This window comes from Xanthomonas sp. F10 (assembly GCF_014206815.1).
Taxonomy (GTDB): domain Bacteria; phylum Pseudomonadota; class Gammaproteobacteria; order Xanthomonadales; family Xanthomonadaceae; genus Xanthomonas_A; species Xanthomonas_A indica.
In genome coordinates this window covers 2,376,192-2,388,220 of the sequence record NZ_JACHNP010000001.1, presented here as the reverse complement: position 1 = coordinate 2,388,220, position 12,029 = coordinate 2,376,192, and the positions used below count along the sequence as shown (strand labels likewise).

The 12,029-nt window shown below is 68.9% G+C and carries 9 protein-coding genes; 6 read left to right on the top strand and 3 right to left on the bottom strand.

The window, feature by feature from the left end:
* Positions 1-140 precede the first annotated feature (140 nt).
* Positions 141-548 (bottom strand): thioesterase family protein, encoded by a 408-nt coding sequence (locus FHR56_RS10385; protein WP_160947640.1) that lies wholly within the window; start codon positions 546-548, stop codon positions 141-143.
* Complete coding sequence (gene uvrA / locus FHR56_RS10380; protein ID WP_160947641.1) at positions 548-3,547, bottom strand: excinuclease ABC subunit UvrA; 3,000 nt, start codon at positions 3,545-3,547, stop codon at positions 548-550. The genes FHR56_RS10385 and uvrA overlap by 1 nt, the downstream gene beginning before the upstream one ends.
* Positions 3,548-3,843: 296 nt before the next feature.
* Here uvrA and rplU point away from each other — a divergent pair, with 296 nt between their 5' ends.
* The 3 genes from rplU (at position 3,844) to cgtA (ending at position 5,717) form a co-directional block, all read left to right on the top strand.
* Positions 3,844-4,164, top strand: a complete 321-nt coding sequence (gene rplU, locus FHR56_RS10375) for a 50S ribosomal protein L21 (RefSeq protein ID WP_010341170.1) — start codon at positions 3,844-3,846, stop codon at positions 4,162-4,164.
* 12 nt (positions 4,165-4,176) lie between these two features.
* Positions 4,177-4,437 (top strand): 50S ribosomal protein L27, encoded by a 261-nt coding sequence (rpmA, locus tag FHR56_RS10370; protein WP_010341169.1) that lies wholly within the window; start codon positions 4,177-4,179, stop codon positions 4,435-4,437.
* Between the two features lie 224 nt (positions 4,438-4,661).
* Positions 4,662-5,717 (top strand): Obg family GTPase CgtA, encoded by a 1,056-nt coding sequence (gene cgtA / locus FHR56_RS10365; protein WP_160947642.1) that lies wholly within the window; start codon positions 4,662-4,664, stop codon positions 5,715-5,717.
* Positions 5,718-5,838: 121 nt separating this feature from the next.
* Here cgtA and rpsT read toward each other — a convergent pair whose 3' ends face one another.
* A complete protein-coding gene (rpsT, locus tag FHR56_RS10360) occupies positions 5,839-6,111 on the bottom strand; it encodes a 30S ribosomal protein S20 (protein WP_010341167.1) in 273 nt (90 codons plus the stop codon).
* A gap of 116 nt (positions 6,112-6,227) precedes the next feature.
* Here rpsT and murJ point away from each other — a divergent pair, with 116 nt between their 5' ends.
* The 3 genes from murJ to ileS all read left to right on the top strand — a co-directional run bounded on the left by murJ (position 6,228) and on the right by ileS (position 11,984).
* Positions 6,228-7,820, top strand: a complete 1,593-nt coding sequence (murJ, locus tag FHR56_RS10355) for a murein biosynthesis integral membrane protein MurJ (RefSeq protein ID WP_184502616.1) — start codon at positions 6,228-6,230, stop codon at positions 7,818-7,820.
* A 327-nt stretch (positions 7,821-8,147) separates the two neighbouring features.
* Complete coding sequence (locus tag FHR56_RS10350; RefSeq protein ID WP_160947644.1) at positions 8,148-9,146, top strand: bifunctional riboflavin kinase/FAD synthetase; 999 nt, start codon at positions 8,148-8,150, stop codon at positions 9,144-9,146.
* A 6-nt stretch (positions 9,147-9,152) separates the two neighbouring features.
* The gene (gene ileS, locus FHR56_RS10345; protein ID WP_160947645.1) at positions 9,153-11,984 is read left to right on the top strand and encodes an isoleucine--tRNA ligase; all 2,832 of its coding nucleotides are present in this window, start codon (positions 9,153-9,155) and stop codon (positions 11,982-11,984) included.
* Positions 11,985-12,029: the final 45 nt, after the last annotated feature.

Below are 12,029 nucleotides of genomic sequence, written 5' to 3'. Positions count from 1 at the left end.
GCTGTTAGAGGTGCCTGCAGGTGCTGGACTAGGTACGCCCCGCGGGGCGGTCGCGCGCTGCCCGGCGAATTCAAGCGCGAATGCCGCCGGTACTGCGATGGTTTGCCTGCGCCGGGCGTGCCCCGGCGCAGGCACAGGCCTCAGCTCGTCGCCTTGCGCACCGCGTCCGGCAGCGGTGCGCTCTTGCCGGTCTGGGTGTCCATCCACACCACCACCACGTTGCCGTCGGAATAGAGCCGGCTCTCGTCCTGCTGGTCGACGATGCGGTGGCCGATGGTCACGCTGCTGGTGCCCAGGCGCTCGACGAACAGCTCGACCAGGATGTCGTTGGGCCACACGATCGGTGCGCGGTAGTTGACGTTGGTCGCCGCCACCACCGGTGCGATGCGGTCGCTCATCGAGACGCCTTCCACGCCCAGCATCCAGCGCACGCGCGCTTCTTCCAGGTAGGAGATGTACTTGGCGTTGTTGACGTGGCCCATGCTGTCCATGTCGCGCCAGCGCACGCTGATCGGGATGCGCGCCAGGATCTTGTGTTCGCTGCTCATCAAACGTCCTTCTTCTTCTTGGTGCCGGTACTGGTGGTGCTCTTGCTGGCCTTGTCGCTCTTTGCCGCCACGGCCTGCTTCTTCGCCGGCTTTTCCGGCTTGACCTTGCGCGGCGGGCGCGCATCGGGCTTGTTGGCCATCGCCGCCGGCTGCTCCGGGCGTGCGCTGGTGGACGGCAGCATCCGCGCCAGGAACTGGCCGGTGTACGACTGCGGGCAGGCCGCCACGTCTTCCGGCGTGCCGGTGACCAGGATGGTGCCGCCGCGGTGGCCGCCTTCCGGGCCGAGGTCGACGATCCAGTCCGCGGTCTTGATCACGTCCAGGTTGTGTTCGATCACCACCACGGTGTTGCCTTCGTCGCGCAGCTTGTGCAGCACGCCCAGCAGCGCCTCGATGTCGTGGAAGTGCAGGCCGGTGGTCGGCTCGTCGAGGATGTACAGGGTGCGGCCGGTATCGCGCCGCGACAGCTCCTTGGACAGCTTCACGCGCTGCGCCTCGCCGCCGGACAGGGTGGTCGCGCTCTGGCCGAGCTTGATGTAGCTCAGGCCCACGTCGACCAGGGTTTCCAGCTTGCGCGCGATCGACGGCACCGGCTCGAACAGCTTCAGCGCATCCTCGACGGTCATTTCCAGCACGTCGTTGATGTTGAAGCCCTTGTACAGGATCTCCAGCGTCTCGCGGTTGTAGCGCTTGCCGTGGCAGACGTCGCAAGGCACGTACACGTCCGGCAGGAAGTGCATCTCCACCTTGATCAGGCCATCGCCCTGGCAGGCCTCGCAGCGGCCGCCGCGCACGTTGAAACTGAAGCGGCCCGGCGAGTAGCCGCGCGAACGCGCTTCCGGCACCTGCGCGAACAGTTCGCGCAGCGGCGTGAAAAGGCCGGTGTAGGTGGCCGGGTTGGAGCGCGGGGTGCGGCCGATCGGCGACTGGTCGATGTCCACCACCTTGTCGAACAGGTCCAGGTGCTCGATCTCGCGGTACGGCGCCACGCTGTGCGAGGCGCCGTTGATCTCGTTGGCCGCCAGGGTGAACAAGGTGTCGTTGATCAGGGTCGACTTGCCCGAGCCGGACACGCCGGTGATGCAGGTCAGCAGGCCGGCCGGGATGTCCAGGTCGACGTTCTTGAGGTTGTTGCCGGTGGCCCCGCGCAGGTGCAGGGTCATCTTCGGATTGGCCTTGTGGCGCTTGGTCGGGATCTCGATGCGGCGCTTGCCCGACAGGTATTGCCCGGTCAGCGAGCGCGGCGCCTTCAGCAGGTCCTGCACGCTGCCGTGGCCGACCACCTCGCCGCCGTGCACGCCGGCGCCGGGGCCGATGTCCAGCACGTAGTCGGCCAGGCGGATCGCATCCTCGTCGTGCTCGACCACGATCACCGTGTTGCCGAGGTCGCGCAGGCGGGTGAGGGTGCCGAGCAGGCGTTCGTTGTCGCGCTGGTGCAGGCCGATCGAGGGCTCGTCGAGCACGTACATCACGCCGACCAGGCCGGCGCCGATCTGGCTGGCCAGGCGGATGCGCTGCGCCTCGCCGCCGGACAGGGTGTCGGCCTTGCGCTCAAGGGTGAGGTAATCCAGGCCGACGTCGACCAGGAAGCCCAGCCGCTCGGCGATCTCCTTGACGATCTTGCTGGCGATCTCGCCGCGCCAGCCGGGCAGGTCGAGCTGGCGGAAGAAGCTCAGCGCGTCGTCGATCGGCAGCACCACCAGGTCCGGCAGCGGGCGGTCGGCGACGAACACGTTGCGCGCGGCCTTGTTCAGGCGCGCGCCCTTGCAGTCCGGGCACGGCCGTTCGCTGATGTACTTGGCCAGTTCCTCGCGCACCGCCGGCGATTCGGTCTCGCGGTAGCGGCGCTCCAGGTTGGGGATGATGCCTTCGAAGCGATGCTTGCGCTGGGTGCGGCCGCCGGCGTCGGTGAAGTAGGTGAAGGTGATGGTCTCGTCGCCGCTGCCGTACAGCACCGCCTGGCGCACGCTCGCCGGCAGCGACTGCCAGGGCGCGTCGACGTCGAACTTGTAGTGCTTGGCCAGCGAGGCGATCAACTGGAAGTAGTACGCGTTGCGGCGGTCCCAGCCGCGTACCGCGCCGGCCGACAGCGACAGCTCCGGATGCACCACCACCCGATCGGGATCGAAGAACTCGGCCATGCCCAGGCCGTCGCAGCTCGGGCAGGCGCCCATCGGCGCGTTGAACGAGAACAGGCGCGGTTCCAGTTCCGGCAGCGAGTAGTCGCAGACCGGGCAGCTGTACTTGGACGAGAACAGGTGCGGCGCGGCCGCGGTGTCGTCCAGCGACTGCACCGCCACCATGCCGTCGGCCAGCTTCAGGGCGGTCTCGAAGCTCTCGGCCAGGCGCTGCTTGATGTCCTCGCGCGGGCGGAAACGGTCGATCACCGCCTCGATGGTGTGCTTCTGGCGCAGCGCCAGCGCCGGCACCGCGTCGATCTCGTACAGCTCGCCGTCCACGCGCACGCGCACGAAGCCCTGCGCGCGCAGTTGCTCGAACACCTGGGCGTGCTCGCCCTTGCGCTCGCGGATCACCGGCGCCAGCAGCATGTAGCGCTGCTCCGGGTCCAGGGTCAGCACCTGGTCGACCATCTGGCTGACCGTCTGCGCCTCCAGCGGGTAGCCGTGGTCGGGGCAGCGCGGCTGGCCGACGCGCGCGTACAGCAGGCGCAGGTAGTCGTAGATCTCGGTGATGGTGCCGACGGTGGAGCGCGGGTTGTGCGAGGTCGACTTCTGCTCGATCGCGATCGCCGGCGACAGGCCTTCGATGTGATCGATGTCGGGCTTCTCCATCACGCTGAGGAACTGCCGCGCGTACGCCGACAGCGACTCCACGTAGCGGCGCTGGCCTTCGGCGTAGATGGTGTCGAACGCCAACGAGGACTTGCCGGACCCGGACAGGCCGGTGATCACGATCAGCTTGTCGCGCGGCAGGTCGAGGTCGAGGTTCTTGAGGTTGTGCGTCCGCGCGCCGCGGATGCGGATGTAATCCATCGCCATGAAAAGATTCCGGAATGTGCCGGCCGTGGCGGTGCCGCTGGCCAGTGAGGGGGCGGAAAGGGGACGGCAATCGATCAGCGTACCCAGCTTGTCAGGTGGGGGCAATTGCCGCGGATCCCAGCGCCGCCGGGCGCCGGCGGCTGGCTGGTTCAGGCAGCGGTCCCGGCCCGCGGGCCTTGACAGTCCGGGCCTGGGTGGGCTTGACCCTGCCGCGCGCGGCGGCTTACAATCCCGCTCCTGTCTGCCCGAAACGGCACGGCGGGAACGACCACAATAACTACAGAGGAAGTCTGGTCATGTACGCAGTACTGGTCACCGGCGGTAAGCAATACCGCGTCGCGCAGGGCGAAACGCTCCGCGTGGAAAAGCTCGAAGTCGAAGCCGGCAACGAGATCACGTTCGACAACATCCTGATGCTGGGCGACAGCGACGGCATCAAGATCGGCGATGCGCTGAAGGGCGCCGCCGTCACCGCCAAGGTCGTGGCCCACGGCCGCGCCGACAAGGTGCGCATCATCAAGTTCCGCCGCCGCAAGCACCACATGAAGCGTCAGGGTCATCGGCAGCACTACACCGAAATCGAGATCACCGGCATCGCCGGTGGCGACAAGAAGTAAGGAGCAGCAGTCATGGCACACAAAAAAGGCGTAGGTTCCTCGCGCAACGGCCGCGACTCCAACCCGAAGTACCTGGGCGTGAAGATGTTCGGCGGCCAGGCCATCGAAGCCGGCAACATCATCGTGCGTCAGCGCGGCACCCAGTTCCACCCGGGCGCCGGCGTCGGCCTGGGCCGCGACCACACCCTGTTCGCGCTGGTCGACGGCAAGGTCGAGTTCTCGGTGAAGGGCGCCAAGAAGCGCCGCACTGTGAGCGTGGTCACCGAGGCGTAAGTTCCGGTGTCCAGGGCCTGCGCCATGGCGCAGGCTTGCTGACGAAAGCCCCGCTTCGGCGGGGTTTTTCGTTTGGTGGCCGGGATGGCGGGATTGGGGATTGGGGATTCGCCAAAGCGGATTCCATTGCGTCCTGCGATTCCTGCCTCCGTTCTTTTGCCGGGGTCGCTAAACTGCGGCGTCCGGTGGTTCTTTCCAATCCCGAATCGCGAATCCCGAATCCCATGAAGTTGGTAGACGAAGCGGAAATCCAGGTCACGGCCGGCAATGGTGGCAATGGCTGCATCGGCTTTCGCCGCGAGAAGTTCATCCCGCTGGGTGGGCCCGATGGTGGCGATGGCGGCAACGGCGGCAGCGTGTGGCTGGTTGCCGACGAGAATCTCAACACCCTGGTCGACTTCCGCCACCAGCGCGCGTTCCGCGCGCAGCGCGGCGAGAACGGCATGGGTCGGCAGATGTACGGCAAGGCCGGCGAGGATCTGACCATCACCGTGCCGGTCGGCACCGTGGTGGTCAACGTCGAGACCGACGAGGTCATCGGCGATCTGGTCGCGCACGGCGACCGCCTGCTGGTCGCGCAGGGCGGCAAGGGTGGCCTGGGCAACATGCATTTCAAGAGCTCGGTGACGCGTGCGCCGCGCAAGGCCACGCCGGGCGAGGAGGGCGAGCAGCGCACGCTCAAGCTGGAGCTGAAGCTGCTGGCCGACGTCGGCCTGCTGGGCTTCCCCAATGCCGGCAAGAGCACCTTCATCCGCGCCGTGTCCGCCGCCACGCCGAAGGTTGCCGACTATCCGTTCACCACGCTGTACCCGAACCTGGGCGTGGTCAGCGTCGAGGCCTACCGCAGCTTCGTGATCGCCGACATTCCGGGGCTGATCGAGGGGGCCGCCGATGGCGCCGGCCTCGGTGCGCAGTTCCTGCGTCACCTGCAGCGCACCCGCCTGCTGCTGCACCTGGTGGATCTGGCGCCGATGGAGGGCGGCGTGGACGGCGTCTCGCCGACCGAGCAGGTGCGCGCAATCGAGCGCGAGCTGCAGAAGCACGATCCGGAGCTGCTGGCCAAGCCGCGCTGGCTGGTGCTGAACAAGGCCGACCTGATGTTCGAGGACGAATCGCGCGCGCTGGCCGAGCAGGTCGTCGCCGAGCTGGGCTGGACCCAGCCCTGGTACCTGGTGTCGGCGCTGGGCCGCGAAGGCACCTGGCCGATCATGAAGGACGTGATGGCGTTCTTCGACCGCCAGCGCGAGGACGCGCTGGAGGCAGCCGCCGATGGCGCCTGAGCGCTGCGCCGCACCGCGGCGCGCAGGGCGGGGTGATGCGCACACGAAAAACCCGGCCGAGGCCGGGCTTTTTCGTGGTGCAGCCGGAAGCGCAGGCGCTCCCGGCGTCGACGGCAGCCGATCAGGCGGCGGTCTTGATCGCCTTGATGCGGGCGCTCAGGCGGCTCTTGTGACGGGCAGCCTTGTTCTTGTGGATCAGGCCGCGCGAGCTGAAACGGTCGAGGATCGGCTGGGCGATGGCGAAAGCGGCTTCGGCGCCGGCTGCGTCGTTGGCGTCCAGGGCCTTGATGACCTTCTTGACGGCGGTGCGCAGCATCGAACGCTGAGCCGTGTTGCGCGCGTTGCGCACGACGGTCTGCTTGGCGCGCTTCTTGGCGGACTTGATATTGGCCACGGTGGTGGTTTCCTGGAAAGCTGTGTGGTGGATAAAAACAAGCGGGAGAGTATGAAGCGTCCAAACATTCGCGTCAAGCCAATTGTCAAGAGGGTTGCCGCATGAGCACGCCGCGCATGCTCCGCGGGCTGCTCTCCTTCAGCAGCATGACCATGGTCTCGCGCGTGCTGGGGCTGGTGCGCGACCAGGCCATCACCATTTCCTTCGGCGCCAACGCCACCACCGACGCGTTCTGGGTGGCGTTCCGCATTCCCAACTTCCTGCGCCGGCTGTTCGCCGAGGGCTCGTTCGCCACCGCCTTCGTGCCCGTGTTCACCGAGGTGAAGGAAACCCGCCCGCACGCCGACCTGCGCGCGCTGATGTCGCGCGTGTCCGGCACCCTGGGCGGGGTGTTGCTGCTGGTCACCGCGCTGGGGCTGATCTTCACCCCGCAGGTGGCGCTGCTGTTCAACCCCGGCGCCAGCGACGACCCGGCCAAGTTCGGGTTGATCGTCGACCTGCTGCGGCTGACCTTTCCGTTCCTGCTGTTCGTGTCGTTGACCGCGCTGGCCGGCGGCGCGCTCAACAGCTTCCACCGCTTCGGCCTGCCGGCGCTGACCCCGGTGATCCTCAACCTGTGCATGATCGCCGGCGCGCTGTGGCTGGCGCCGCGGCTGCAGGTGCCGATCCTGGCGATGGGCTGGGCGGTGCTGGTGGCCGGCGTGCTGCAGTTGCTGTTCCAGTTGCCGGCCCTGCGCGGCATCGACCTGCTGACCCTGCCGCGCTGGGGCTGGCAGCACCCGGACGTGCGTCGGGTGCTGACCCTGATGGTGCCGACCCTGTTCGGCTCCTCGATCGCGCAGATCAACCTGCTGCTGGACACGGTGATCGCCTCGTTCCTGTACGCCGGCTCGCAGAGTTGGCTGTCGCAGGCCGACCGCTTCCTGGAACTGCCGCTGGGCGTGTTCGGCGTGGCCCTGGGCACGGTGATCCTGCCGGCGCTGTCGCGGCACCACGTCAAGACCGATCGCGCGGGCTTTTCCAGTGCGCTGGACTGGGGGCTGCGGACCACCCTGCTGATCGCGGTGCCGGCGATGCTGGGGCTGATGCTGCTGAGCCAGCCGCTGGTGGCGACCCTGTTCCAGTACGGCAAGTTCACCGCCTTCGACACGCGCATGGCGGCGATGTCGGTGTTCGGGCTGAGCTTCGGCCTGCCGGCGTTCGCCCTGCTCAAGGTGTTGCTGCCGGCGTTCTATTCGCGCCAGGACACGCGCACGCCGGTGCGCGCCGGCGTCGCCGCGCTGGTCGCCAACATGGCGCTGAACCTGCTGTTCCTGGCGATCCTGTACCAGTTGTGGGTGCCGGCGGAACTGCGCGCGCAGGGCGTGCGCGCGGCGCTGGAGGCGGTGCCGGGCCTGCACCTGGCGCTGGGCCTGGCCAGCGCGGTGGCCAGCTACCTCAACCTGTCGTTGCTGTGGCGCTGGCTGCGCCGCGACCAGGTCTACCAGCCCAAGCCGGGCTGGGGCGGTTACCTGCTGCGCCTGGGCGTGGCCTGCGCGGCGATGGCCGCGGTGCTGGCGCTGGGCCTGCACTGGCTGCCGGCGTTCACCACCATGGACAAGTGGCACCGCATCGGCAGCCTGCTGCTGTTGGTGGGTGGCGGTGGCGCGGTGTATCTGGTTGCCTTGTTGGCGCTGGGCTTCCGGCCGCGGGATCTGCGCGAGAGTTGAGAAAAGCCGGGACTCGGGGCCCGGGGCCCGGGACCCGGGACCCGAGATGTTTCCGCGCGTGCATGGCGGTTGCGATTGCACTGTGAGAGGGGCTTCAGTCCCGACGGGCTTTCCCGGTAAGGCCCGTCGGGACTGACGCCCCTCCCACAAAAAACGACCACTCTGTTTTTGCTGATCGCCTGGCGGCGGTCTGGCTCCGGACGCCAATGCTGCAGTCCCGGGTCCCGAGCCCCGAGCCCCGAGCCCCGAGCCCAGCCCCCACCCGCTATACTCGACGGTTACGCATCATCGACCGGCGCCTCCCGCGCCGGCGCTTCGGACCGAGGAATGAGCAGGCTGTTTAGAGACGTCGAGGGCGGGACGCTGTTCCCGCAGGGAAGCGTGGTCTGCATCGGCGCCTTCGATGGCCTGCACCTGGGCCACCGCGCGCTGGTGCGGCAGGCGATCGCGCGCGCGCGCGAAGCGGGCGTGCCGGCGGTGGCGCTGAGCTTCGAGCCGCTGCCGCGCGAGTTCTTCGCCCCGGCCGCGCCGCCGCCGCGGCTGACCCTGGCCCGGGCCAAGGTGCAGGGCCTGCACCGGCTCGGTATCGACAGCGTCGGCCTGCTGCGCTTCGACCGGCGCATGGCGTCGATGAGCGCCGAGGACTTCGTGCAGCGCGTGCTGGTCGAGCGCCTGCGTGCGCGCGAGGTCTGGATCGGCCCGGCGTTCCGCTTCGGCCACAAGCGTGGCGGCGACATCGCGCTGCTGCGCGCGCTGGGCGCCCAGCACGGCTTCGCCGCCGACGAGATCGCGCCGGTGCACCTGCGCGAGGAACGCATCTCCAGCACCCGCATCCGCGAGTTGCTGGTGGCCGGGGAGTTCGCCCATGCCGCCGAGCTGCTGGGCCGCCCGTACGCGATCGGCGGCCGCGTGGTGCGCGGCAAGCAACTCGGGCGCACGCTCGGCTATCCCACCGCCAACCTGCGCTTCGCGCGGACCCCGGCGCTGTCCGGCATCTACGCCACCTGGGTGCATGGGGTGGCGGCGCAGCCGTGGCCGTCGGTATCCAGTTTCGGCACCCGCCCGACCGTGCAGGGCGTGGAGCCGCTGCTGGAAGCGCACCTGTTCGATTTCCAGGGCGACCTGTACGGTCGCCACATCGAGGTGGAGTTCGTCGCCAAGCTGCGCGACGAGGAAACCTTCGCCGATCTGCCGGCGCTGACCGCGCAGATGCACCGCGACGCCGCGCTGGCGCGGCAACTGCTCGCCGCGCCGGCCGCCACGGGCCTGCCGCCCGTGTCCGCCGCCCCGCGCGCGGACCTCCCCCTGAAGACCACCGACCGGTAACTGCCCGTGACCCAGGACTACAAAGCCACCCTCCACCTGCCGGCGACCGAGTTCCCGATGCGCGGCGACCTGCCCAAGCGCGAGCCGGACATCCTGGCGCGCTGGGAGAACGAGGGCCTGTACACGAAGCTGCGCGACAACGCCCAGGGCCGGCCGCTGTTCGTGCTGCACGACGGCCCGCCCTACGCCAATGGCGCGATCCACCTCGGGCATGCGGTCAACAAGATCCTCAAGGACATCATCGTCAAGTCCAAGTACCTGTCCGGCTTCGATGCGCCGTACATCCCGGGCTGGGATTGCCATGGCCTGCCGATCGAGATCGCGATCGAGAAGAAGTTCGGCAAGGTCGGGGTCAAGCTGGATGCGGTGCAGTTCCGGCAGAAGTGCCGTGAGTACGCCAACGAGCAGATCGATATCCAGCGCCGCGACTTCAAGCGCCTGGGCGTGATCGGCGACTGGGACAATCCCTACCGCACGCTGGACTTCCATTTCGAGGCCAACGAGATCCGCGCGCTGGCCAGGATCGTCGACAACGGCCACCTGACCCGCGGCGTGAAGCCGGTGCACTGGTGCTTCGACTGCGGTTCGGCGCTGGCCGAGGCGGAGATCGAGTACGCCGACAAGCAGTCGCCGACGGTAGATGTGGCCTATACCGCCCGCGACGGCGCGGCGCTGGCCGCCGCGTTCGGCGCCACCCTGCCGGACGGTGCCGAAGTGGCCGTGCCGATCTGGACCACCACGCCGTGGACGCTGCCGGCCTCGCTGGCGGTGTCGCTGGGGCCTGAGCTGGTCTATGCGCTGGTCGAAGGCCCGGCCCGCGACGGCCGCCGCCGCTGGCTGGTGCTGGCCGACGCGCTGGCCGAGCGCGCGCTGCAGCGCTACGGCGTCGATGAGGTGGTGGTGCACGGCCGCGTCGCCGGCGCGGCGCTGGAACACCAGGTGCTGGCGCATCCCTTCTACGACGAGCGCGACGTGCCGGTGATCCTCGGCACCCACGTGTCCGATACCGACGGCACCGGCGCGGTGCATACCGCGCCCGGCCACGGCCAGGAGGACTACGTGGCGGTCAAGCCGTACGGGCTGCTGGAGCGCTACGGCGCGGCGCAGATCAACCCGGTCGATGCGCGCGGCGTGTACCTGCCGTCGACCCCCGCGGTCGATGGCACGGAACTGGCCGGGCTGCACATCTGGAAGGCCAACGACGTCATCGCCGACCTGCTGGCCGGGCGCGGGCTGCTGCTGGCGCGCGCCAGCATGGTCCACAGCTACCCGCATTGCTGGCGGCACAAGACCCCGATCGCGTTCCGCGCCACGCCGCAGTGGTTCATCTCGATGGAGCAGGCCAACCTGCGCGCCGAGGCGCTGCAGGCCATCGAGGGCGTGCACTGGTATCCGGCCTGGGGCCAGGCGCGCATCGCCGGCATGGTGGCCGGGCGCCCGGACTGGACGATCTCGCGCCAGCGCACCTGGGGCGTGCCGATCGCGCTGTTCGTGCACCGCGAGACCGGCGAGCCGCACCCGCGCAGCACCGAGCTGATGCGCCAGGTCGCCGACCGCGTCGAGGAGGGCGGGGTGGACGTGTGGTACGCGCTCGACGCTGCCGAGTTGCTCGGCGACGAGGCGGCCGACTACGAGAAGATCACCGACATCCTCGACGTCTGGTTCGATTCCGGCGTCACCCACGAGGCGGTGCTGACCGAACGCGGCCTGCCCAAGCCGGCCGACCTGTACCTGGAAGGCTCCGACCAGCACCGCGGCTGGTTCCAGTCCTCGCTGCTGACCGGCGTGGCGCTGGATCATGCCGCGCCGTACCGGCAGTGCCTGACCCACGGTTTCACCGTGGACGAGCACGGCCGCAAGATGTCCAAGTCGCTGGGCAATGGCATCGAGCCGCAGGACATCATGAAGACGCTGGGCGCGGACATCCTGCGCCTGTGGATCGCCTCGGCCGACTACAGCAACGAGATGTCGCTGTCGCAGGAGATCCTCAAGCGCAACGCCGACGCCTACCGGCGCCTGCGCAACACCGCGCGCTTCCTGCTCGGCAACCTGCACGGCTTCAACCCGACCATGCACCTGCGGCCGCTGCCGGAGCTGGTGGCGCTGGATCGCTGGATCGTGCACCGCGCCTACGAGGTGCAGGAGCAGATCAAGGCCGCCTATGCGCGCTACGACTTCGCCGCGATCGTGCAGGCGCTGCTGAACTTCTGCAGCGTGGACCTGGGTTCGCTGTACCTGGACGTGACCAAGGACCGGCTGTACACGATGGCCGAGGACTCGCACGGCCGGCGCTCGGCGCAGACCGCGATGTTCCATGTGGCCGAGGCCTTCGTGCGCTGGATCGCGCCGATCCTGAGCTTCACCGCCGACGAGCTGTGGGGCTACCTGCCTGGCGCGCACCTGGGCAATGTATTGTTCGCGACCTGGTATGAGGGCCTAGCGCCGTTGCCGGAAGACGCGCCGCTGAGCGCGGCCGACTTCGACCAGTTGCTGGCGCTGCGCGAGCAGGTGGCCAAGGTGCTGGAGCCGATGCGTGGCAACGGCGTGATCGGCGCGGCGTTGGAGGCGGAGATCACCGTCGCCGCCGACGCCGCCACCGCGGCGAAGCTGCAGCCGCTGCAGGAGGAACTGCGCTTCCTGTTCATCAGCGGCGACGTGGTGGTGCGCGAGGCCACGACCGACGAGATCTTCGTCAGCGCCCAGGCCACCGAGAAGCCCAAGTGCGTGCGTTGCTGGCACTACCGCGCCGACGTCGGCGCCGACCCGGCGCACCCGGAGCTGTGCGGCCGCTGCGTCAGCAACATCGAAGGACCGGGCGAGGAGCGCCGCTGGTTCTGAGTCCCGTCCCCGGCCACGTCACCTGCGCGTCGCCGGGGCCAGCGG

What these genes read in the sequence shown, in the direction of transcription:
- FHR56_RS10385 (WP_160947640.1), bottom strand. Translation starts at nt 548, where the DNA reads ATGAGCAGCGAACACAAGATCCTGGCGCGCATCCCGATCAGCGTGCGC.
- uvrA (WP_160947641.1), bottom strand. Translation starts at nt 3,547, where the DNA reads ATGGCGATGGATTACATCCGCATCCGCGGCGCGCGGACGCACAACCTC.
- rplU (WP_010341170.1), top strand. Translation starts at nt 3,844, where the DNA reads ATGTACGCAGTACTGGTCACCGGCGGTAAGCAATACCGCGTCGCGCAG.
- rpmA (WP_010341169.1), top strand. Translation starts at nt 4,177, where the DNA reads ATGGCACACAAAAAAGGCGTAGGTTCCTCGCGCAACGGCCGCGACTCC.
- cgtA (WP_160947642.1), top strand. Translation starts at nt 4,662, where the DNA reads ATGAAGTTGGTAGACGAAGCGGAAATCCAGGTCACGGCCGGCAATGGT.
- murJ (WP_184502616.1), top strand. Translation starts at nt 6,228, where the DNA reads ATGCTCCGCGGGCTGCTCTCCTTCAGCAGCATGACCATGGTCTCGCGC.
- FHR56_RS10350 (WP_160947644.1), top strand. Translation starts at nt 8,148, where the DNA reads ATGAGCAGGCTGTTTAGAGACGTCGAGGGCGGGACGCTGTTCCCGCAG.